We start from the raw sequence: 22,729 nt of genomic DNA, 5'->3' as shown, positions 1-22,729 counted from the left end.
GTTGGCGCAAGGAGACGAGATGGGAATTCATCATCGATGTGTGTTGGTTATGGCGACACTGCTTCTGGCGATAGGAACTTGCATCGCAGAGAGTGCTCCGCTGAGCGATCGCGTGGTTGCGTATCAGATCGAAGGCTCATACAACGCGAAGGCTCACACTCTGGATGCGACAGAGCTACTGACCTACACGAACAAGACTGGCACAACGCTGACGAAATTCCCTTTCCATCTTTATCTCAATGCGTTTCAGCCAAAGTCGACGTGGATGACGGAAGCACATCGCGGAGGACAGCGCGACACCGAGGAAGGTGCGGGTTGGGAAGACAAGCACTACGGTTCAAACGAGGTGAAATCTCTCGAAGTATTGGGCATCGGCGACCTGACGAAGCAGATGAAGTTTGTTGCGCCCGATGATCGGAATCCTGACGACCGAACAGTGTTTGAGGTCACGTTGCCGAAGCCATTGTCCCCTGGGCAGAGCGTGCAGTTTCGCATCCATTTTGTTGCGAAGTTCCCTGAGGTGGTGGCGAGAACAGGTTACAAGCGCGATTTTCTAATGGCTGGGCAATGGTTTCCGAAGGTGGGGGTGTGGTGGAATGGATCGTGGAACTGTCATCAGTTTCACGCTACGACGGAGTTCTTCGCAGACTTTGGAACCTACGACGTAAAGCTGACACTGCCCGCGAAGTGGAATGTCGGTGCAAGTGGACTGCAGACCTCGGCCAAAGACAACGGCAACGGTACACAGACAGTGACATTTCATGCTGAAGACGTGCATGACTTCGCTTGGACCGCAGACCCAACAACGAAGATTGTCGAAGACTCCGTAAGACTGCGTCAGGGCACGGTGAAGATTCGCATGCTCATGCAGCCGGGACACATGGCAACGACTCCGCGCTATCTGGAAGCACTGAAAGAGACCATGCGGAAGTTCGACGCGTGGATTGGTCCGTATCCATATCCCCAGATCGCGGTTGTTGATCCTCCTCACGGCGGCGGCGCTGCCGGGGGAATGGAATATCCGACGCTGATCACAGCCGACACGACTTGGTGGATGCCGAAATCGCTGCTCGAACCTGAGGTCGTCGTCGAACATGAGTTCGGACACCAGTACTGGTACGGCATGGTGGCGACGAACGAGTTCGAGAATGCCTGGATGGACGAGGGGATCAATCAGTACGTAGAAGCGAAGGTGATGGATGCGCTCTATGGAAAGGCGACGTCGAATGTGAATTCGCGTCTGGGGAAACTGGGCGAGCGCGGGCAGGACAGGATCGCCTATGTGCCACGAGCCGATCGCGATCCGCTGTCGCGTCCGGCGTGGAAGTTCGAAAACATGGGAGCGTATGGCGCGACCACGTATTCGAAGACGGCGTTGATGATGCTGACCCTCGAAGGCGTGATTGGCGAAGAGACAGTGATGCGCGGACTGCGAACTTACTTCGATCGCTATAAATTCAAGCATCCGAGACCGGAAGATTTCACGGCAACCATGAATGAAACGGCGGGGCAGAATCTGGATTGGTATTGGAAGCAGGCAATCTACGGCACGCAGACGCTGGATGATCGGATTCTAAGTGCGAGTTCTGACCGGGTGGATTGGTGGAGCAAGCAGGACGAGAAGAAGGGTTCCACGGTGTATCACAGCGAGGTGATCGTACACCGTCGCGGCGATTTTGACCTGCCCGTTGTGCTGCAAGTGAAGTTCGATGATGGCACGACGAGGCGGGAGTGGTGGGATGGCAAGGATCGCTGGCACAGATTTGCTTGGGATGGAAAGGCAAAGCTGGTTTCCGCGGAGATCGACCCCGACCACGTGCACGTCATAGATCGCGATCCATTTAACAACAGTTGGACGGCGAAGATGGATCGCAGGGCGAGCGGCAAAGTCGCTGGCTACTGGACAGTGTTCACGCAATGGATGGAACAGTTGCTGAGTTGGCTGGCATAGAACAGGAGCGAACGATGAGGGCAAGCATGAAAAATGCAGCGAGCTTACTATGGCGGCATCAGCAACTAGTCTGGTGGGTCTTTGCGGTGAACCTGTTGCTGGCGTGGATTGGCTCGCTTCCGGCTCGCGCTGTGTTGAGCTCCGTGCTCGACCGCAGTTTGCAGTCAGCAAAGCTGGTGACGGGCTTCGATTTCGAATCGTTTGTGCTGATGATGGAGCGGCCCGATGTTTCGATGAAGCTGATGGCACCAAGTGCTGTGGGCGCGGTATTGATCTTTTTGGTCTATCTGCTGTTCATCGATGGTGGCGTGCTCACGGTTTATCTCGAAGACAGAAAGCTGAGCAAGGCAGAGTTCTTCGAGAATGCCGGGCTCTACTTCTGGAGGATGGTGCGGCTGGCGCTTCTTTCGTTGATTCCTTTCGGAGTGCTCGCAGCAGCGCAGAGTGGATTACAAAAGTGGGCTGGCCAACTTGCGGAAGACGCGGCGGGCGACCTCACGGGTTTCTACGTCGCAGTAGCTGGGATGCTGGTCATTTTGATGATCGCGATTTTCGTACGCATGTGGTTCGACATCGCGCAGGTGCATGTTGTTCGCGATAACGATCGTCAAGTTTTGCGCGTGGTGCTGCGAAGTTTGAACATGGCGTTTCACTGGGGCAAGCTCTACGCGCAGTACTTAGGGATAGCGGCGTTTGCGCTACTGAGTTTTGCCCTCGGTACTTGGGCGTGGGTGCATGTGCCCCACTCGGCAACAGCACTGAGCTTCTTGATTTTGGAGCTGATTACTTTGGCGCAGATTGCGTCACGGCTCTGGATGAAAGCGGCGAGCGCAAGATGGGTAGGCGTGGATGCAATCGTGGTGCCTCTACCCATGGAACCGGAAACAGTGCAGCAATCCCCGGTGGCAGAATAAACGCGAGGCCGCAAGTTTTGGATTCGCTAGGACTTTGCCGTAGCACAGTCTTGCGGATCGCCCTGCAGTTTGCGAATTGTGTGAGGAATGGCGGGCCAAATCGCTTCGAGGTTTTCGATAGCGGCTTTCGGGCTGCCAGGCAGGTTCAAGATCAGAGTTCGTTGCCGAATTCCGCATATCGCGCGGGAGATCATCGCGTGAGGAGTTTTGGCCATGCTCGATGCACGCATGGCTTCGGCGATTCCGGGAATGGTGCGATCAATAACCTTCGCCGTGGCTTCGGGAGTTACATCGCGCGGTGAGACGCCGGTTCCTCCGGTGGTGACGATGAGATCGGAAAATGTCTGTTCCGACCAGCGCATCAACATTTGCGCAATCAGGTCCTGTTCGTCAGGGACGATTCCGGTCGAGACTATTTCAACCTGATGCGCGCTGAGCCATTCTGCGAGCGCTGGACCACTCTGGTCCGTGCGCTCACCGCGTGAACCTTTGTCGCTTACCGTGAGTATTGCTGCTTTCATGATGAATCCGACCTTTCCAGCAAAGTCATTGTAATCCGGGCAGCAAATAAGCGGAGGCCATGTGGCCTCCGCCAATGAAGCTTCCTTTTGTTACTTGCGGGTTTCCGCCGGCTCATCCTGATGAATCGTACGAGCAGGAGGCGTCATGTTGGGAAGCAGCTTGCCCTGTCCGGGGCCTTCCAACTTTTTGCAAGGCTGCTTTGCGCGTGCGAGATGGAGATAATCCAGCACGAGTTTGCGCTTGAGAAGCTGAATCGCTTTACCGGGGTCAACACCTTTCGGGCAGACGCGCGAGCATTCGCCAGCATAGTGGCAGCTAAAAGCACCGCCATCGCCGCCAGCAACTTTGGCGCGAACCTTGAAGCCTTCGTCGCGGGTGTCTGAGTTATAGCGCTGCAACGCGGTAAGAGGCATCGGTCCAAGATAGCGAACGTCGGTAGCCAGAGTCGGGCAGGCTCCCATGCAGCATCCGCACTTAATGCAATAGGTGAACTGCAGATAGGCCTCGAGTTCCTCGGGCGACTGGTAGAACTCGCCCTTCGGACTGTTCAGCTCGGCCTCATCACGGATGATGTTGGGCTGGACAGCGGCGTGCTTATCGAACATGGAAACCAGATCGGGCACGAGGTCGCGAATGATTTCGAAGTTCGGCAGCGGGCCGACGGTCACATCGTGATCCGTGATGTGCAGGATCTGCGTGTTGCAGGCAAGCGTCGGCGTGCCGTTGATGAGCATGCCGCAGGATCCGCAAATGCCCATGCGGCAGGAGTAGCGCCACACCAGCGTCGGATCGAGGTTTTCCTTGATCCAGTGCAGGCCATCGAGGACAGTCATGCCTTCGGCGACTTCGACCTTGTAGGACTGTACGTAGGGCTTGGTGTCCTTCTCAGGGTTGAAACGCGTTACGTGGAAGTTGATGGTCTTGATAACTTTGGAATCGGCCATGACTATCGACCTCCTGCAAGTGCTACGGTCTGTGCTGCAGCGTGAGCAGCAAAGGCAGCCCAAGTGCCGAGCGCGAAGAGTCCGACGCCGAGGATAAAGAGAACTGCCGTGGTTGCTTTTTCAACTGCGGGCTTCAGCGTGAGTTCCAGCAGAATTGTGCGAAGACCATAGAGTCCGTGGTACAGGCCAACGCCGAGAAGAATGACGTATGTGATCGTGAAGCAGATTTTGCTGTCGCGCCATTGCACGTTCTGCATGGAAACCGAGTCAGAGCCGTGAGGTGCGAAGAGGTGGGCAGTGCCACCCATGTGCATGATGACCATGTGCAGGCCGAGCAGCACGAGAAGAACTACTCCGGCGGCCATGTGCCAAGTCCAATATTTTGTTCCGTTGCTCATTTCAAATCCCTTCTACTTTGCCAAGCCCAGGAAGTTGTAACCACCGATCAGCAGGAAGACGAACGCAACCGCCATCACCACGATGAGCAATGGGCGCTGCACGCCGACGGAGGTTTTATAGGGATAGATCGGCTCGATCGGCTTGCCGACAGCGAAGCCGAGTTCGACCAGCACAAGCCTGAGGCCATTGAAAGCGTGGAAAGCAAACGCCGCAACGACCGCAAACTCGCCCAGTTTAAAGATTGGCTGGTGAAAGAACTGGCCTTCAGTCCAGAGATAGATTCCCTTCACACGCAGGCTGGTGACCACTGTGTGCATGAGCAAGTAAACGAGAATTGCGAGTCCGGTGAGACGATGAAGGATGTAGGCATAACGTTCGACGCCCCAGCGTCCGCCTCCGAGCCATCCCCAAACGCCCAACCGATTGTCGTGCCGCTTAAGTTCAGACATTTCGTACTCCGTATGAATTCCTTCGAATAAATGAAGTTAGTATTTGCGCTCGACAGGCTTCCATTTGTTGATGGTGACCGATTTGTATTCGAGGCGCGGCGTGGAGCCGGTGTAATGGACCATGGAGTGAGCGAGGAAATTCTGATCATCGCGCACCGGATAGTCAGTGCGGGCGTGTCCGCCACGCGATTCCTTGCGGGCGAGAGCAGCCATCATAAGCACTTCGGCGAGCTCCAGCATGTTTTCGGTTTCAAGCGTCTGGATGAGATTTGTGTTGTAAACGCGGCTCTTGTCCTCGATGCGGATGCCCTTGAAGCGCTCGCGCAACTCGTGAATCTTGTCGAGGCCCTTCTGCATGGACTCGCCGTTGCGATACACACCGGCGTGCTGATCCATAACGGAGCGAAGCTCGCGGCGAATTGCCGCCGGGCTTTCGGTGCCACGCTGCTGGAGCAGGCCCATGAAGATGCGCTTCTGCTCTTCGCAAGCCTTATCCTGCGGAACTTCGGCCAGTCCGGGATTGGTGCCGAGATACTTGGCAATCTCGCCGCCAGTGATGCCGCCCCAAACGAGGCATTCAGCGGTGGAGTTGCAGCCCAGACGATTGGCTCCGTGCATGGAGTGGCAAGCGACTTCGCCAGCAGCCCAGATGTTCTCGATCTTGGTGCGGCCGTTGATGTCGGCTTCAACACCGCCCATGGAATAGTGCGCCACAGGACGAATCGGAATCTGCTGGGTGATCGGATCAAGGCCGAGGAACTTGATGCAGACTTCGCGAATCAGCGGCAAACGCTTGTTGATGACATCGGCACCGAGGTGCGTGAGGTCCAGATGAACGTAGTCGAGTCCATCGGGGCCTTTGAATCCGCGGCCTTCGAGAATTTCGGTCATCTCGGAGCGGGAAACGATGTCGCGCGGAGCGAGTTCCATCATCTTGGGGGCGTACTTCTCCATGAAGCGCTCGCCCTTGCTGTTGCGCAGGTAGCCGCCTTCACCACGGCAGCCTTCGGTCATCAGAATGCCCGAGGGAACGAGGCCGGTGGGATGGAACTGAAGGAACTCGGGGTCTTCCAGCGGGAGACCGGCGCGGAATGCGATTGCCTGTCCATCGCCCGTCACGGTCTGCGAGTAGGTGGTGAATCCGTACAGGGTGCCGAGACCGCCAGAAGCGAGCAGCAAAGCCTTGCCGCGAATTACCTGGAACTCTCCGGTTGGAGCATGGTACAGCGTGAGTCCGGCAAAAACACCATTCTCGACCAGAATGGAGGTGACGAAGCCTTCATCGTAGCGAGTGAAGTTGTTGTACTTCACCAACGTGTCGTAGAGAGCCTGCATCTCGAAGAAGCCGGTCTTGTCGGCAGCCATGCAGGCGCGCGGGAAGGTGTGTCCGCCAAACGGACGCTGCATGATGCGACCATCATCGCGACGCGACCACGGCACGCCCCAGTGTTCGAGAAGGCGAATTTCGTCAGGCGATGTCTTAACAAAGCGCTCGACAACATCCTGATCAGCGAGGAAGTCGGAGCCCTTGACGGTGTCCCACTCGTGGAGCTCGAAACTGTCGCCTTCCTCAGGACGCATGACGGCGCCTGTACCGCCTTCAGCGCAGACCGAGTGCGCACGCATCACCTGGACCTTGGAAATGATGCCAATATCGGCCTTGCCCTTGGTTTGAATGCTGATTTCGACCGCCGCGCGAAGTCCCGCGAGGCCGGTTCCTAATATGAGTACGTCGTGAATGATTTCCTGCATGCTTCCTTTCACACCACTCCCCGGAGTGGTACAGACGGGGGTCAAAGGCTATTAAGTAGAGAACAAAACATCGTATTTCACCAAAAAGAGGTCTGGCTGTGAGGTACGTCTCTTTTTTAGGTGAGCTGAAGAAAAAGTTTATGGAGATCAATCCGGATAGAACGAAAATGCCTAAAAAAGCCCCACTTCCGGCCTCTGGAGAGTCCGGGGAAGTGGGGCTTGGATTCGCGTCACTTATTCGTCTGGTTCGGTAACGGGCTCTTCTTCGGGTTCAGGTGCTGCAATTGGCTCGGGTTGCGGAGCTTTGGCCAACAGTTCGTCCAACCTGTACTCGGCATCCTCGGCCGCCTTTGAATAGGCGGCAATCGTCGTCACAATGGCCGCAATGGTTTCGCGCGAAGGCTGCGCCTGTGCTGCGAGCTGGCGCAGAGCTGGCAACTGGAGCCACCACATGAGCTCTTCAAACGACTCCTGCACGAAGTAGGTGACGCCCTTGTCTTCGTGGGCCCCGGTCAGCCAGCGGACGTCCGGATCCTGCCAGAACGATGGCGAGAAGATCGGAACCTCGACGGGAGCCGCCTCGATGGTTTCCGGTATCGAGTCGCCAATCGCGTCGGTCGCCTCGGAAGCAGCCGTCCGCTCAACGTTGATGCGCGTAAGTTCCGCAGGGGACGTTGAGGGCTCGACTAACTCTTGAGAGGTAAAGACCTTCGCCTCGATCAAAAGCGACACTTTGATCCGGGCCGCCACGCGCCAGCATTCCTCGTCTTCGAAGCCGAGGGCACCGAATGCCTGCCCGAGCGGTTGGCGCAGGCGCAGGCGATCGAAGAGTTCAAGCGCAGTACGAGGGGCTTCATCCTTATTTATCGATTCCGCCAGAAGCTCTAGTGCATTCCAGCCGAGGACCGGTCCCCACATCGAGGTCGCGATCTTCTGAGGGCTGTGACTCGGAAGAACCCGGCGCGCTGCGGCAGGCCAAGGCTCCGGGAAGAGGCTTTCGAGCGATGAGACCCGCATTGCAGCGATGGTGCGGTCGCGGAAAGCAGGCTCCATCGCGACAGGGTTGGCGATGTCCGTCGCCTCGTGATGTCCATTGTGCGTCCGGTAGAACAGTTGCGATTCCCGCAGGAAGTCGCGTGTGCGGCGCCAGGTGCTCTCGAGAACATCTTCAAAGCCGGCACGGATAGATTCCTTCTTTTCGGGCGGAAGCTTGTCGACAGCAACCTCTTCGAAACCGAGAGGCGCGCGTTCGGTGTAATCAGCAACAGCGCCCACAACAGCAGGCTCGAGCAACCGACGCACCGAATTGTGAGCCGGTTCGAGTTCGAGCATTATGAGTTCGTCCTCAAGGTTGGCCACGCCTCGCCCACCGAGGTAGTCACACAGGCGGTCCCATGGTTTTTCGGCCGTTGCGCGCAGTTCGCGCCAATCGAGGAAGACGTGGCACTGGTAAGCGTGCAACTCGATGGTGAAACCGTGCTCAGCTACGTTAACTGAACGCCGCAGGTACTCGAGGCCGGTGAGCTCGTCACGAAATGCCAGTACCACGGAAGGATCGGGGTGGAGATCGAGTCCTTCTTTCAGACGACGCTGGCGTAGATGCCCGGCTTGCTTGTCTGCAAATGCCGCTGAATGGTCGATAGTGCCGCGCGTGGTGGCGTACTTGTTGTGATAGAGGACCAGCGCTCGCTCATTGCCTCGGCGGTTGGAGTAGGCAAAAATGTTTTCGTCCACCGTGCCGTCGGAGCGATAGAAATCGTACAGAAGAAAATTGGTGCTCTCGGCAAACAGGGCGCGGTTGTGGAGCAGCGGCGCGATCTGACGTTCGTGACGTGAAACGAGCCACGGGTCGGGGTCTTCCTGGTATCGCGGCCAGCGATACTCCATTCCGTACTTCTCGGTAAATCCCTCGATTTGTCCATGCCCAAACATAGGCAGCCCCGGGAGGGTGGACATGACCGTTGCCACGCCGAAGCACTTATCTCCCTTGCCGAACTGATCGATCGCGGTGCGCTCGTCCGGATTGCTCATGAAATTGACGTAGCGTTTCATGATGTCGGGATCGAACTCGAGCGTGTTCTTGATGACTGAGCGATACTTAGCGTTATCTTCGTCGCGCATCATGTTCATGAACGCGCTGTTATACACGCGGTGCATGCCAAGGGTGCGAACAAAGTAGCCTTCCATGAGCCAGAAGGCTTCGGCCAGCAGAAGCGTGCCGGGAACCTCGGCGGCGACGCGGTCAACAACTTCACGCCAAAACTCGTTTGGCATGATGCGATTGAACTCTTCGGTCGTCATGCCGTATTCAGCGCGAGATGGAATCGCTCCACTGCTACCCGGGTTGGGGAACCACAGACGCTGGAAGTGCCGCTTGGCCAAAGTCATGGCTGCATCAAAGCGGATCACCGGGAACAGTCGTGCAACGTGCAGGATAGTCTGGATAACCTGCTCGCGAACAGCGGGATTCAAGTAGTCGAGCTGTGCTGTGTCGTTCCAGGGAAAACTCGTGCCGTCATTGCCGTGATAGATGTAGCGTGTCTCGCCTGTGTAGCGGTCACGGCGCATGAAGACCACCGCCGCGTCAGTCTGCTCATAGTAATGGCGCTCGATCTTTATTTCGACACGCGGGTCGGACGAGAGATCGGGGCCATCGAAGTTGTAGGCCGGGTAGGGCGCATCCTGGCGCGAGATGAACCACTCGGGATGTTCGACCACCCACGGCGAGTCGATGCCCATGTGATTGGGCACCATGTCGCTGGCAAGTCGAATACCACGCTGGAAGCAGCGGTCGCGCAGTGAAATGTAGGCGGCCTCTCCGCCAAGATCGTCCGCGATTCGATAGTCGTAGAGCGAGTAGGCTGAGGCGACGGCGTCCTGATTGCCGCAGAGTTGCTTGATTGTCTTCGAAGCGCGGCTACGCTCCCATATGCCGATGAGCCACAGGGAGTTCAGGCCCCGACGCGCAAGTTCGTCGAGATCTTCGTCTGGAATCTGATCGAGGCGGCTGATGTCGCGTGAGTATTTGCGCGAAAGCTGCGCTAGCCAAACGTAGGTGCTTTTTGCGACAAGAACAGCCGTAGGCATCCATGCAACGTCGGCGCTGAATTTCTCGTACTCGTTGGCCGGATCGCCAAACGTCGGCACATCGGAGTGTCCGCTCATGCCGGGCCATTGCTGCAAACCGAGCTCGCGACGGCGGCGTGCGGCTTCTTCGGCAGCTCGGGCTGCAGCGGCACGGGCGGCAGCTTCGGATTCCGGATTGGGCGGGTTGAACATCGCCCAAATAGCAAGATCCTCTTCTTGCAGGATTTCGCCCCCGATGAGAAGCAGGCGATCGAGGCTGTCTCCAATGAGCGTCTTCCATTTTTTGCGAATAAGTGAAAGCTGCTCACTGAGCGATGCTGGCGAGCCGATGACGGGAGCGCGCAGCAAATCATAAAGATTCACCGGTGCCGCGCCTTCAATCGGAATCAGCGGCCGAGTGGCGAAATAGGCTGGAAGCTGCATTGCAACCTGCCGGTAAGCCGTCTTCGCCGACAAATCGGCATCATGAAAAAGTTCTTCGAATGGACGGAAGGCCTCGTTGCGATTGGCCATCCAGAGCAGCATCATTTCTTCGAACGCTGCCGCACGATGCGGTATGCCGCCAGTCGAACCCGAGAGCCACTCGCGAGCAGTCTGCTCTCCACGATAGACACTGGTTCCAGGAAACTGCTCGACAAAGGTCAGCAGCATCTTTTCAAGTTGTTCGGGCCCAATCTGCTCGGTGAAGAAGTAAAGAGCGTCGACCATGCAATTGGGATCGAACTGCTCTCGATAGCGAGCCATAACAGCGTGGCTGGCCTCGTCAATGAGGCCCATGGCAAACAGGGCTCCGGCATTTACCGTGCGCTCAGGATGTTTCTTCGCATCGCGAACAAGGTTCATGCGATGGGCGAGCTGCCTGCTCGCTCCTATGTTGGCGAAAACAACGTTGCCGGTGAAGGAAAAGAGAGTATCCGGAAACTGATAGCGATTGCGAACAGCTCTGGAGATGTGAAATTCCATCATCTGCGATTCGTCCTGGATGAAGCCACGCTAAACATGATGCCAGATGAAAGGAATATCGACACCCGGCCATGCAGGAAGGTTAGTCTCTGGCAGAGAAAAATGCCAATAACGTACGGATCGGGCAGAAACAGAGGAGCAGGATGAGAAAGATTGCACAGAATTAGAGATGCTTTGCGGTCATGGGGAACCAAAAGCAGAAGCGAAGAGCTGATCCGGCGAACTTGAACCGCGTCCATGTCCGCCGGTCTGGATTAAGCAGGAACTCCCTGGAATTCTGCGTAGCTTCCCTTGAAGTCCGTGATGCTGTGATCACTCTCCACGTGCCAGATGCGCGTTGCGACCTCATCAATGAGATCGTGATCGTGAGTGGCAAGAATCACCGTCCCCTGATAGCGCTGAAGGGAGATGTTGAGAGCATTAATCGACTCTAGATCGAGGTGGTTCGTAGGTTCATCGAGAACAAGCACGTTAGGCTTCTGCAACATGAGCTTACAGAAAAGCAGCCGGGCCACTTCACCACCGGAGAGCACATCGGTGCGCTTGTTGCCCTCGTCACGGGCAAACATCATCTGGCCCAACAGTCCTCGGATTTCTTCATCGGCAGCTCCCGGATCAAACTGGTGCAGCCAGTCGAAAACCGTCATGCCGTTGCTAATCAGAGCACGGTGGTCCTGGGCAAAGTAGCCCACCGCCGCCTCATGTCCCCAAATCACCTTGCCTGCGCTGACGAATTCTCCATCGTACCCGCTGGTTGCGCGAAGCTCCTGCATCGGCGTGGTTGGCGAATTGGCAAGAATTGCGTTGATCAGCGTCGTTTTACCAGCACCGTTGCGCCCCATCAGGCCGACCTTCTCTCCACGAGTGAGGCTGGCGGTGAACCCGCGAAGAACCTCGACGTCGTCGTAGAACTTCGTGAGTCCTTCGATCTCGAGGATGTGCTTACCGGATGGACGCTTCTGTTCGAACTTGATGAACGGGCGCTGAATGTTGGACTTGGCAAGTTCCGTCACCTGAAGGCGCTCGACTTCTTTGCGGCGCGACTGCACTTGGCTGGAACGGGTTCCGGCCGAGAATCGGGCGATGAAGTCGTTGAGCTGCGCAATCTTCTTCTCGCGTTGGAGGTTTTGCGCCTCCAACTGCGAACGTACCTGTGTCTTTGCCAGCACCATCTCGTCGTAGTTGCCGGTGTAGGTGATGATGGTCTCGTAATCGATGTCGGCAATGTGGGTGCAAACGCTGTTTAGGAAGTGCCGGTCGTGCGAAATCACGATCAGGGTGCCATCGTAGTTGTTCAGGAACTCCTGAAGCCAATGGATGGAATCGAGATCGAGGTGGTTCGTAGGCTCATCGAGCAGCAGGGCCATCGGATGTCCGAATAGTGCCTGCGCGAGCAGTACGCGAACCTTTTGTCCGCCTTGTAGCTCGCCCATCTTCCTCTCGTGGAGTTCATCAGGGAGATCGAGGCCTTGCAACAACAATGCCGCATCGGTCTCAGCAGAGTAGCCGTCCTCCTCGCCCACAATGCCTTCGAGTTCGCCTAGACGCATGCCGTCTTCATTGGTCAACTCGGGCTTGGCATAGATAACTTCGCGCTCTTCCATTGCCTGCCACAGGCGCTTGTTGCCCATGATCACGGTGTCGATGACGCGATAGGAGTCGAAGGCAAACTGGTCCTGCCGGAGCACACCGAACTTCTTCGGGCGCACGACAGTTCCCTTCTGCGGTTCGAGCTCGCCCGTCAAAAGCTTCATAAACGTGGACTTGCCAGCGCCATTAGGGCCGGTTAGACCGTAACGCCGTCCCGGCGTGAACGCGGTGGAGACTTCTTCAAACAATACTTTTGCGCCGTAGCGCATCGAAACGCTGGAAACTGAAATCATGATTTTCTGGGTGAGTGCTGGAGCCAGGAGGCGGGGTGCACTGCGTACTAGTAGGATAGCATGCTGCGGGCGAGGGTTGGATCGATCTACCCAAAGCAGGAGCGCGCTGCGCGTCTTCGATGACCTGCAATCACCACCGAAACTTCTTTGCCGCCATCGTGGTCTAATAACTAGAAGGACTGTTCCGAACTCATGAAATCTTTGTCTCACTTCTTCTGCGTCGCGCTCATGGCCCTGGTCGCTGCTGTGCCTGCAGTGTGTGCTCCCGCGAAAGCCAGCGCGCAAGCTCCAAGAATGCTGCCGGAAGTCTTTGCTGGATGGGAACTGAGCGGCACTCCCAAGACGGGCACCGATCCTCGCGCGGTCGATAACGCATCCTCAAGCGTGCTCAGCGAAGATCGCTTCACCGACTTTGAGGTAGCTACCTACAAGCGCGAGGACCGCACACTGACGGTTAAGGCTGCGCGTTTTCAGGACGCGGAAGGCGCCTATGCGGCGTTCACCTTCTACCGACAGCCGCTGATGCGGCAGGAAGATGTAGGAGCGCTTGCAGCTTCGCTGAACGATCGTGTCCTCTTCTTCTCCGGCAATATACTGGTGGACGCCAACTTCGATCACGTAACCGGAATGAGTGGAGCTCAGCTTCGTGAATTGGCGAAGGCTTTGCCCGAGGCAAAGGGCAACGTCGCAGTGCTGCCCACTCTGCCGAATCACCTGCCACGCAAGCAGCTTGTGCCAGAAACGGCGCGATACCTGATTGGCCCTGCGGCTTATTCAGCTTTGAATATCAATATCAGCCCCGAACTCATCGATTTCAGCAAGAGTCCCCAGGTACTTTGGGCACGCATGAACGGCGAAGCTCCGGGATCAGCGGAAGTTCTTCTGGTCGCCTATCCCACGCCGCATATCGCGATGGACAAGCTGGCCGGTTATGAGCAATTGCCAGCTTCGTCACCTTCAGCGACGAGCATGGCCAAGCGCACAGGGCCAATCATCGCCCTCGTGCGGGGGGACATCTCACGCGGCGATGCGAATCGCATGCTCGCCAGCATCAACTACGACGCGAACGTTACCTGGAACGAGAACGCGGGACAGAGCAAACGCGACAATATCGGTAATGTCGTGATCGCAGCTCTGAGTCTCGCGGCAATTTTGTTCCTGATCTCGGTCGGAGCTGGCGCGGTTTTCGGGTTTTCAAGGGTGTACCTGCCCCGTTTCAGGTCGGGAAAGGCTGGACAGCCCAGGGACGACGGCGAAATGATCCGGTTGGACCTGCACTGAGCGAAACTCCCCTAAGCTGCCTATGGCGAATGATTTAGGGGAAAATGGCCGCAAAAGTGACAAATTTTGTCACGTGTGTAATATTGGGCCAAAAAGCTAAGTGATTGATTTTAAAGACATTTAATTCCGAGAATTCGCTTGACACCCTGTTTTACAGGCTCATAGTATTTCTTCAGAAAGTTTTGACGGTCTAGCCTCCGTTGGAACTATTCTCCCTTGAAGAAAAGGTCGCCCAGTTGCCGGGCGGCCTTTTCGTTTGTGTGCCAAAGAAAATGCGCCAGCGATTGAACACTGACGCATGGAAGAGATCCGCGATTTGTGAGCTTCGTGTTACGGGACAAAGAGGTTCGGGCATCGACCAGATTGAGCCGGCGTGGTTGAGATCGATGCTCCACGAGCAACACATTGGCTCTCAGGCAATGGAGCATCCTTCTCTACGTGGTCCACGAGAAGATCGAATGCCTTCTGTGCATGAGGTTGAATCACCTGTAGCTGCGGGAACACTGCCGCATATGCGTCGATGTGGTTCCCATTCTGAATTTCGTACAGACGATAGGGCGCATGGTGCTTCTGCTCAAGAACGCGGTCCTCATACTGACGCGCATTGCGCTCGATGGGGAGCAGTGCATCCATCGTTCCCGCAACTGTGATGAGCGGCTTGCGAATCTCCCCGGTTGTTGCGATCTGATCGAGGTTCTTGAATACCTGACCGTGGGTGGCGAAGACTCGCTGGAAGTAGTTGTAGTTTGCCAGGCCTGCTCCATACGTGTCATAGGTCGGGTCGAGTCGCTTCTGCCATTGGCACATCGTCACTTCCCAGAAAGAAGCGTTATACATGCCCCACATGGAGCTGTTGCCGGAGACGATGTCGGGCGGATAGCCTGCAGCTTCGATGTTCTTGGCAGCCTGGCTGTTGGGATCATAGTTCGCTGCAACGTATGAGGAGAAGTTCGCGAGGGTCGGAGGCAAATCGATGAGCAGATTGGGACCGCGTGGATCGATGAACGTCCCTTCCCAATCGACACCGCCATCGTAAAGCTCTGGAGCTACCTCGATTGCGCGGCGCACCTGATACCCACCGTTCGAGGTACCAACGACGTATGTGTACTTCGCCTGTTTGCCATAGTGATGCTGTACGGCCTTCTTCGCCAGCACAGTGGCCTCGATGATGTATCGAGTCCACAGGGTGAAAGGCTTGGCCGGGTCGTTGTCATAGAAATGAACCCATGTGTTGGCACCCGCCTGTGGATTGAGCCGACACGCCAGAGGGTCGGATGCCGTGCTGATGTACAGGTTCAGAATGCCTTTGTTCTGCGACGCGTAGGCATACCCCTTCTGCAGAACGTAGTCGCTCCACGCGTAGTCGCCGTTGTGCTCGCTGCGAGTGCCGGAGGCTCCGCCGACAACCAGCTTGCCATTCCAATCATTAGGGAAGCGCAACAGGAAACGAGCTTCGCCAGTGGCATCGTCAGCGAAGTAGCCCTCTACCTGAACGCCAGGTACGGCCTTCGTGATAGTAGTAGGATTCGTTGCCGGAGAGATGACGCTGCGGTCCGTCACCGGCGTGTAGGCCCCCGCGGGCCAGCCAGCGAGACTGTTGTTTGGCGGAGTCGTGGATGGATTCGCAGTGGTCAGGTCAGGACTGACGAAGCAGGTGACGCCTTTGGCAGTATCGCCCAGCGCTTTCAGTATCGCTTGACACGATGTTTGCGCCTGTCCCGAGATGGGCAGCAGCATGGTTAACATCACTCCTAGGCTAAAGAGTCTTCCACGCATTTTCTCTGGTTCCTCAATGATTGGCGTTGGGCCGCTCTGAATGAGAGGCAGCACTTGAGATGCAAAGTGAGTAGCGCATGTCGGCTTTCGGGACGGAGAAACTGTATGAGCACAAGATCTGTGCCGCTGCGGACAGAATGAAATGTGGGATGTGTTAGACTTAATCCGTTGGCCAATCAGGCCTGAGTTGGGTGGTGATCTAGTTGGCAGAAATTCGACTGCAAGAGGGCGAGAGCATTGAAAGCGCCCTGCGTCGCTTTAAGCGCAAGGTTCAGACCGAAGACATCATCAAGGAAGTGAAGCGTCACTCCTACTATCTGAAGCCGGGTGCGAAGATGCGCGTGAAGCAGGCTCTGGCTCGCAAGCGGGCACAGAAGAAGATTCGCAAAGAACCCAAGGACTAGTTTCCTGGAACTTAAAAGGCCGCTACCAAAAGGTAGCGGCCTTTTCCATTTCTGCAACAATATCGAGCGATTACTGTTCGCCTTCGTTTCCACCAGACTTGCTAGCCACCTTCAGTCCGCTAAGACCGTTGATGTAGCGGGCGATACCACGGTAAAGCGATTCGGCAATGCGCTGGCGGTACTCAGGCGTCTGCAGGCGGCGTTCATCGCCGGGATTGGAAACGAACGAAATTTCGGCCAGGATCGAGGGCATATTCGCGCCAATGAGCACGATGAAAGGAGCCTTCTTCACGCCGCGATCTCGGAGCGTTGTTTTCTCCTTGCCTGCTAGTCCCTGGTAAAGGGAGTGCTGCACATCCGCCGCGAACTCTCGTGACTCGTCAACTTTTTCCTTCAGCGTGATCTTCTTCACCAAGTCGCCGAGTTCATGGACCGATTTTTCGCTGACAGCATTCTCGCGGGCGGCAACTTCCAGAGCGTCGGGAGAAGGATTGAAGTTCAAGTAGTAGGTCTCTACGCCACGTGCATTCGGATCACGGCTGGAATTCGCGTGTACCGAAACAAACAGATCGGCCTGATGCTGATTTGCAATGGCTGTACGCGTCTCGAGAGGGATGAACGTGTCATCGTCGCGTGTGAAGATGACGTCGGCTCCCATCTTCGTCTTGAGCAGCTTTCCAAGGCGAAGCGAGACGTCGAGAACGAGATCCTTCTCCAGAAGGCCGTTGGGGCCAATCGTTCCCGTATCGTGCCCGCCGTGTCCGGCGTCGATCACAATGCGTCCCACCTTCAGACCGAGGGCACGAATAAGCGAGGTCTGGCCGTCGGCACTGGGCTGGGCCTGACGAATCTCAGGATAACGTTGCGATTTCTTCCCCGCGCTAAGCGGCTTCTTCTTGGTTTCTCTCGGAGCCACAACCTGAACCGTGGGCTGCGACGTTGGCTTATCGGTTGCTTTCAGCTCTGAGCCCTTAAGGTTCGCAAGTTCAGAGGTATTGGACTCGGCAGATGTAGCAGGTGCCGAGTTTGAGGACGCTTCAGTGACTTCAGGGGCCGATGGGGTGGACACAAAGCTGCCATCCGCCATGCGCGGACCATACTCGACTGTGGGCTTGGTAGGAGGCTGAGCCGCAGGACCGGGCTTGGATTCAGCCGTGGTCGGCACACTGGAAGGCAGAGTCGCGGAGAACGGCGCCGCTGCGGGCCTTTCAGGCTTGGTCGGCGGCGGAGTTGCAGGAGTTGAGGACTTGCTCTCCTCCTGCTGTTGCGCCTGTGCGACCAGAGTCTGAGGCTGCGTGCCCGGCTTGCGGCCATGAATGTCAATGATGAGGCGATACGGATTCGGTAACAGGAACGCCGAGTAGTCGGAGACATCATCGACTTCGAGAACTACGCGAACCATTCCCTTCTGGAACTGAGCAATGCGAACTCGGCGCAAGAATCCATCGGAGACATCGAACGACTTGCCAACGAGCGTAGAGGCAAGCTTTGTGTCGTGCAGGTCAAAGAAGATGCGATCGGGATGCGGAACGCGTCCCGCTTCGTACTTCACTTCCTGCTCAAGATCGATGGCAACGCGAGTGTAATCAGGCGTGGACCAGTGGCGAATTCCCGTAACGAGAGGAAGCTGGGCGTGGGACGTAGCTTCGCTCGCGGCATCCTGAGGCTTTATGTCCGGAGCCTTCGTCTCCTGCGGCTTCGCTTCTGGCGCTCGAGATTCGGCAACGGGCTTGCTCTCGCGGTTTGAGTCCAGCGACTTGCGAGTGCGTTTATGCTGAGCCTGGTGATCGAGTTCCGCAATGGCTTCGCGGGCTTCGGCGGCAAGTTTCTGCACATGCGGATAGCGCCGGATTACTTCCTGGAAGGTCTCGCGCGCCTTGTCATATTCCTCGAGATCGTCTTTGTATATCTGTCCGATGGTGAACAGCGCGTCGAGACGATATTTGCTGCCGGGATACTCACGGCGAAGGAACTCATACTGCGCGATTGCGGCGCGAAGTGTTTTGGGGTCGTTGAAAGAGCGCCCGCTCTCGGCCAGAAGTTCGGCTACGGCGACTACGCTTGCATCCGCCTTGCTGCTTGTGGGTGCCTCATAATAAACAGCGCGATAAGCATCGATCACTCGCTGGTATGCGCGACGGCTGCGCTCACGCTGCGGGAGACCGTTCAGTTCTTCTCGCATCCGCTCGGCAACCTCAAACTGCGAGCGGGCCTGTTGCTTCTTCTGCGGTACGGGGACGGCGGAGAAAACGGGAGCGACGAGCAAGCACAGCACGAAAAGCGCTGCAATCCAGCGCTTTGAATGCCACCTGTAGGTTTGTCCCGTCATCGACTGCAAGTTTTCCTTCACAACTGACACACGTTGAATTAATCGGTGTTGCTGATAAACAGTTTGCCACGTTCGTCGCGGGTTACGCGAATGGGTATTTGCAAACTTGTGTAGCGAACTTCAGTACTGATACCGCCGCCCATCAGATTGGTGATGCGCTTCACATAGTTACGAGTTTCCGTGTAGGGCGGAATTCCTCCATTGCGCTCGACAGCACCCTGCCCTGCGTTATAGGCCGCAAGCGATAAAGAAACATTGCCATTGAAATTCTGCAGTAGCCCCTTCAAATGCCGGACTCCAGCATCGACGTTTTGAGCCGCGTCAAAGGGATTGCGAAGGTCATACATGCGCGCCGTCGCAGGCATCAACTGCATCAACCCCATCGCTCCTTTGTTGGAGAGGGCACGCGGATTAAAGTTGGACTCAACCTTAATGAGCGCGCGAACGAGATTAGGATCAATGCGATGGCGCGCAGCCGCGTCGTTAATATATCGATCAATTTCGGCCGCCGTGACACGGCGATTATCGGCAGCGACTGAATAGTTTGGATCCTGCTCGGCCAGCTTACCGCTGACATGAGCTGAACCGTTGAGCTTAGGTCGCGACTCGATGAAGCTGGAAACCTCTCCGGCGACGACTCGGGCGGAGCGCATGGCGGCTGGAGTGGCGGATCGGATCACTTTGTAGCGCTGCTCTGTATCGCTCCAATAGGAGAGCAACGTAGTTTTGCGCCGCACGGTCGCGTGAGAAGAGGACGCACTCGAAGCGGTGCTCTTATGCTCTACCGGGCCATCGTTGGTGTAGACCGTACGCCCATGTTCGGATGTGGACTGGATGGCTTGCGCCGAGAGCAGTGTGGACAAGGGCATTAGCGCAAAAGCCATTGCAATAGAACGAACGCGATGGCGCGCCATGACTCGGGATGTCCACACGTCGATTCTCATCACTGTCATAACCCGGATCAGACCGGTGCTGATGCGGTGGTCGCGAATAAAAAGTCTTTACCCAGAGTGACTGGATTATAAGTCTCGCTGTTGCCAACAGCAATCATTGAGACATAGGGAATCGAGGAAGTGAACGGGGTAAAACACGTACAAAGCTAAAAGCGAGGGTTACGGCGGGTCATGTGCTGACGGAGCAAGCTAACGGGCAGCTGCCAGTTCAGAGACATTGTCAAGACGCACTCGAACTGAGATAAAAACACCACCTCTGCGATTCTCGCGCAGAGGTGGTGTCGCGGAATGGTTCATTGTTAGCTGATGAACGATTCGACTGTGGCGTAACTGTCTTTCAACGCCTCATCGAGTGCTTCTGGATTCTTTCCGCCGGCTTCGGCCATATCGGGACGCCCACCGCCGGAGCCACCCACCTTCTTTGCCACTTGGCCCACGATCTTGCCAGCCTGAAGCTTCGCGGTTAAGTCCTTTGTCACTCCGACGATCACAGCGACCTTGCCTTCCGTAACTGAGCCGATGATGACAACGCCGGAGCCGATCTTGTTGCGGAAGTTATCGACCAACGTGCGGAGTTGGGGACGATCGAGGTTGTCGGCACGGTGCGCCAGAACCTTCACGCCCTTCACTTCCTTCACGTTGTCATCGGCGCTGGCAACAGCCGAAGCCGCGGACTTCATGCGTATTTGGTCGAGTTCCTTGCGCAGCTTCTTGAGTTCTTCCTCGCGGCGATCAAGTTCCTGCTTAAGAGCGACGGCAGGACTTACATCGCTGCGTCCGACAAGGGTGGACACCATGCCTTCTAGTTCGTGATCCTGACGGAAATGACGCAGGGACTGCTCTCCGGCAACGGCTTCGATACGACGCACGCCGCTGGAGACGCTTCCCTCCTTGAGGATCTTGATGAGGCCGATCTCGCCCGTTGAGGAGACATGAGTGCCGCCGCAGAGTTCGGTCGAGAAGTCGGCAATCTTCAGCACGCGCACGCGCTCGCCATACTTTTCGCCGAAGAGCGCCATGGCCTTGTACTTCTGAACCGCATCGTCGATAGGCACGTCTTCCAGAGTATTTACCGGGACATTAAGAAGCACTTCGCGGTTTGCGATGTCCTCAATTTCCTGCAACTCCTCATCAGAAACCGACGAGAAGTGGGAGAAATCGAAGCGTAGGTAGTTGGGTGAAACCAGCGAGCCCGCCTGCTTGACGTGAGTTCCGAGAACCTGGCGCAGCGCAGCGTGCAGCAGGTGCGTCGCGGTGTGATGGCGACGAGTGGCCGAGCGCAGTTCGGAATCAACGACGGCTACCAGCTTATCGCCGACAGTGATCGGCTGGCGTGCCGTGATCTTATGCGCGCGCACTCCTTGGACCGGGGAGTGAACTCCCTCGACTTCGGCGACAACCACAGTACGATCCGCCGAATAGAGCCAGCCCTTATCGCCGACCTGTCCGCCGCTTTCAGCGTAGAACGGCGTGTGGTCGAAGACGAGCTCAGCTTGCTCACCGGGAGCAACCTGTTGCACGCCATTTCCGTCGACGACCAGAGCTACCACTTCGCAATTCGGAGACTGCTCCTGCCGATATCCCTCGAACACGGTCTGTGGAAGTGAGGCGAAAACTGGCGAGGCTGTTTTCTGAGAACCGCCCTTCCAACTGGCTCGGGCCGTTGTGCGCTGCTCTTCCATTGCCGCGTCGAAGCCAGCTTGATCAAAGGTAATGCCCTGATCGCGAGCGGCGTCAAACATAAAGTCGAGTGGCAGACCGAACGTGTCGTAGAGCTTGAATGCCTCTTTGCCCGAAAGGGTATTGTTCTCAGCCTGATCGAGCAGGTCTTGCAATTTCGAGAGTCCGATTGCGACGGTCGAGGCGAAGCGGGTCTCTTCGGTCTCGATGACCTTGGCAACGCGCGGCGCCGATTCAACGATTTCCGGATATGCGCCCTTCATTTCTTCAACGACCGCGTCCACCATTTTGTACAGGAACGGCTGTGTCTGCCCAAGAAGTCTTCCGTGCCGGATGGCACGGCGAATAATTTTGCGCAGCACGTATCCGCGTCCTTCATTGGCAGGAACGATGCCATCACTGATAAGGAATGTGGCAGCGCGGCTGTGGTCGGCGATGACACGGAGCGAAGCGGCGCTATTGGCGCCCGCTTCCCTGCTCTTCTTGTTGCCAGTCGCGGTAAGTTCATCGGCGCGCTTGATCAGCGGAATGAAAAGGTCGGTGTCGTAGTTGCTGACGACATTCTGCAGAACGGCGGTAACGCGTTCGAGTCCAGCTCCGGTGTCAATGGAAGGCTTAGGCAGCGGCGTCAGCACACCCTCGGAGCTACGGTCAAACTGCATGAAGACCAGGTTCCAGATTTCGACATAACGGCCACATTCGCACGGGAACTTGCACTCACCCGCGGCGCACTCGGGCAGATGCTTGTCGCTGGAAGCGATGCCCATATCATAGTGGATCTCCGAACAGGGACCGCAGGGGCCGGTATCGCCCATCTGCCAGAAATTTTCCTTCATGCCAAGTTCGAAAATGCGTTCGGGACGCACACCAACGTTGACCCAGTAGTCGTAAGCTTCACTGTCGCGCGCAACGCCGTTCTCACCCTTGAAGATGGTGACGTAGAGCTTATCGGGCGACATGCCGAACCACTTCGGCGAAGTCACCAGTTCCCACGCGTAGGCGATTGCGTCCTTCTTGAAATAGTCGCCAAAGCTGAAATTGCCGAGCATTTCGAAGAATGTGTGGTGACGATTGGTAAAGCCGACGTTTTCAAGATCGTTGTGCTTGCCGCCTGCACGGACGCACTTTTGCGAGGTGGTCGCTCGCGTATAGTCGCGCTTTTCGGCACCAAGGAAGACGTCCTTGAACTGGTTCATTCCCGCGTTGGTGAACAGCAGGGTGGGGTCGTTGGCGGGGACCAGCGAGGAACTGTGCACCTGGCGATGGCCCTTCTGGACAAAAAAGTCCAGGAACATGCTTCGAACTTCGTTTCCGGTAGGCATTTATTTCACTTTCGATTAATCCCGGGGCGCCGCAAAGCCGTTAGCAGAAATGCGCGGCAGACGCTTGGAGGGAGACGAAAACATGATTTTAACATCCCCAAATTCCTGCCATGCTTGCGC

15 protein-coding genes are annotated in these 22,729 nt (G+C 56.5%); 4 read left to right on the top strand and 11 right to left on the bottom strand.

Annotated features, from left to right (window positions below; genetic code table 11):
- Positions 1-19: 19 nt before the first annotated feature.
- Positions 20-1,951: a M1 family metallopeptidase gene (locus AC6IZD_RS03265; RefSeq protein ID WP_497786251.1), complete on the top strand. Its 1,932-nt coding sequence runs from the start codon at positions 20-22 to the stop codon at positions 1,949-1,951.
- 26 nt (positions 1,952-1,977) lie between these two features.
- Entirely contained in the window at positions 1,978-2,865 is an 888-nt protein-coding gene (locus AC6IZD_RS03260; RefSeq protein ID WP_497786250.1) for a hypothetical protein, read from the top strand.
- A gap of 26 nt (positions 2,866-2,891) precedes the next feature.
- On the opposite strand, the gene AC6IZD_RS03255 is transcribed toward AC6IZD_RS03260, so the two are convergent.
- From AC6IZD_RS03255 to AC6IZD_RS03225, 7 genes are all read right to left on the bottom strand, one after another.
- A complete protein-coding gene (locus AC6IZD_RS03255) occupies positions 2,892-3,386 on the bottom strand; it encodes a MogA/MoaB family molybdenum cofactor biosynthesis protein (RefSeq protein ID WP_497786249.1) in 495 nt (164 codons plus the stop codon).
- A gap of 90 nt (positions 3,387-3,476) precedes the next feature.
- Positions 3,477-4,331, bottom strand: coding sequence for a succinate dehydrogenase/fumarate reductase iron-sulfur subunit (locus AC6IZD_RS03250; protein ID WP_497786248.1), 855 nt, complete (start codon positions 4,329-4,331; stop codon positions 3,477-3,479).
- A gap of 2 nt (positions 4,332-4,333) precedes the next feature.
- Positions 4,334-4,729 (bottom strand): succinate dehydrogenase/fumarate reductase transmembrane subunit, encoded by a 396-nt coding sequence (locus AC6IZD_RS03245; protein ID WP_497786247.1) that lies wholly within the window; start codon positions 4,727-4,729, stop codon positions 4,334-4,336.
- A 12-nt stretch (positions 4,730-4,741) separates the two neighbouring features.
- Positions 4,742-5,179, bottom strand: a complete 438-nt coding sequence (locus AC6IZD_RS03240; RefSeq protein ID WP_497786246.1) for a succinate dehydrogenase/fumarate reductase transmembrane subunit — start codon at positions 5,177-5,179, stop codon at positions 4,742-4,744.
- Positions 5,180-5,215: 36 nt separating this feature from the next.
- Positions 5,216-6,943, bottom strand: coding sequence for a succinate dehydrogenase/fumarate reductase flavoprotein subunit (locus AC6IZD_RS03235; protein WP_497786245.1), 1,728 nt, complete (start codon positions 6,941-6,943; stop codon positions 5,216-5,218).
- 222 nt (positions 6,944-7,165) lie between these two features.
- Complete coding sequence (locus tag AC6IZD_RS03230) at positions 7,166-10,984, bottom strand: alpha-amylase family protein (RefSeq protein WP_497786244.1); 3,819 nt, start codon at positions 10,982-10,984, stop codon at positions 7,166-7,168.
- A gap of 251 nt (positions 10,985-11,235) precedes the next feature.
- Entirely contained in the window at positions 11,236-12,864 is a 1,629-nt protein-coding gene (locus AC6IZD_RS03225) for an ABC-F family ATP-binding cassette domain-containing protein (protein WP_497786243.1), read from the bottom strand.
- Positions 12,865-13,056: 192 nt separating this feature from the next.
- Here AC6IZD_RS03225 and AC6IZD_RS03220 point away from each other — a divergent pair, with 192 nt between their 5' ends.
- Positions 13,057-14,145 carry a DUF6599 family protein gene (locus tag AC6IZD_RS03220; RefSeq protein WP_497786242.1) on the top strand — a complete coding sequence of 363 codons (1,089 nt, stop codon included), beginning with the start codon at positions 13,057-13,059 and terminating at the stop codon, positions 14,143-14,145.
- A gap of 330 nt (positions 14,146-14,475) precedes the next feature.
- Here AC6IZD_RS03220 and AC6IZD_RS03215 read toward each other — a convergent pair whose 3' ends face one another.
- Positions 14,476-15,882 (bottom strand): 3-hydroxybutyrate oligomer hydrolase family protein, encoded by a 1,407-nt coding sequence (locus tag AC6IZD_RS03215; RefSeq protein WP_497786241.1) that lies wholly within the window; start codon positions 15,880-15,882, stop codon positions 14,476-14,478.
- A gap of 242 nt (positions 15,883-16,124) precedes the next feature.
- Here AC6IZD_RS03215 and rpsU point away from each other — a divergent pair, with 242 nt between their 5' ends.
- Positions 16,125-16,325: a 30S ribosomal protein S21 gene (gene rpsU / locus AC6IZD_RS03210; RefSeq protein WP_497786240.1), complete on the top strand. Its 201-nt coding sequence runs from the start codon at positions 16,125-16,127 to the stop codon at positions 16,323-16,325.
- Between the two features lie 70 nt (positions 16,326-16,395).
- Here the strand turns inward: rpsU and AC6IZD_RS03205 are convergent, their stop codons facing one another.
- The 3 genes from AC6IZD_RS03205 to alaS all read right to left on the bottom strand — a co-directional run bounded on the left by AC6IZD_RS03205 (position 16,396) and on the right by alaS (position 22,609).
- Complete coding sequence (locus AC6IZD_RS03205) at positions 16,396-18,654, bottom strand: N-acetylmuramoyl-L-alanine amidase (protein ID WP_497786239.1); 2,259 nt, start codon at positions 18,652-18,654, stop codon at positions 16,396-16,398.
- 38 nt (positions 18,655-18,692) lie between these two features.
- Positions 18,693-19,607 (bottom strand): lytic transglycosylase domain-containing protein, encoded by a 915-nt coding sequence (locus tag AC6IZD_RS03200; protein ID WP_497786238.1) that lies wholly within the window; start codon positions 19,605-19,607, stop codon positions 18,693-18,695.
- Between the two features lie 299 nt (positions 19,608-19,906).
- Positions 19,907-22,609 (bottom strand): alanine--tRNA ligase, encoded by a 2,703-nt coding sequence (gene alaS, locus AC6IZD_RS03195; protein WP_497786237.1) that lies wholly within the window; start codon positions 22,607-22,609, stop codon positions 19,907-19,909.
- Positions 22,610-22,729 lie beyond the last annotated feature (120 nt).

This window comes from Koromonas humicola, from assembly GCF_059726255.1.
This window is presented reverse-complemented; position numbering and strand designations above follow the sequence as displayed.

Excerpts from the sequence above, each read along its gene's own strand:
- alaS (WP_497786237.1), bottom strand. The coding sequence starts at position 22,609 with ATGCCTACCGGAAACGAAGTTCGAAGCATGTTCCTGGACTTTTTTGTC.
- AC6IZD_RS03255 (WP_497786249.1), bottom strand. The coding sequence starts at position 3,386 with ATGAAAGCAGCAATACTCACGGTAAGCGACAAAGGTTCACGCGGTGAG.
- AC6IZD_RS03215 (WP_497786241.1), bottom strand. The coding sequence starts at position 15,882 with ATGCTGCTGCCCATCTCGGGACAGGCGCAAACATCGTGTCAAGCGATA.
- AC6IZD_RS03205 (WP_497786239.1), bottom strand. The coding sequence starts at position 18,654 with ATGACGGGACAAACCTACAGGTGGCATTCAAAGCGCTGGATTGCAGCG.
- AC6IZD_RS03265 (WP_497786251.1), top strand. The coding sequence starts at position 20 with ATGGGAATTCATCATCGATGTGTGTTGGTTATGGCGACACTGCTTCTG.
- AC6IZD_RS03200 (WP_497786238.1), bottom strand. The coding sequence starts at position 19,607 with ATGACAGTGATGAGAATCGACGTGTGGACATCCCGAGTCATGGCGCGC.
- AC6IZD_RS03220 (WP_497786242.1), top strand. The coding sequence starts at position 13,057 with ATGAAATCTTTGTCTCACTTCTTCTGCGTCGCGCTCATGGCCCTGGTC.
- AC6IZD_RS03230 (WP_497786244.1), bottom strand. The coding sequence starts at position 10,984 with ATGATGGAATTTCACATCTCCAGAGCTGTTCGCAATCGCTATCAGTTT.
- AC6IZD_RS03225 (WP_497786243.1), bottom strand. The coding sequence starts at position 12,864 with ATGATTTCAGTTTCCAGCGTTTCGATGCGCTACGGCGCAAAAGTATTG.
- AC6IZD_RS03260 (WP_497786250.1), top strand. The coding sequence starts at position 1,978 with ATGAAAAATGCAGCGAGCTTACTATGGCGGCATCAGCAACTAGTCTGG.
- AC6IZD_RS03245 (WP_497786247.1), bottom strand. The coding sequence starts at position 4,729 with ATGAGCAACGGAACAAAATATTGGACTTGGCACATGGCCGCCGGAGTA.
- AC6IZD_RS03250 (WP_497786248.1), bottom strand. The coding sequence starts at position 4,331 with ATGGCCGATTCCAAAGTTATCAAGACCATCAACTTCCACGTAACGCGT.
- AC6IZD_RS03240 (WP_497786246.1), bottom strand. The coding sequence starts at position 5,179 with ATGTCTGAACTTAAGCGGCACGACAATCGGTTGGGCGTTTGGGGATGG.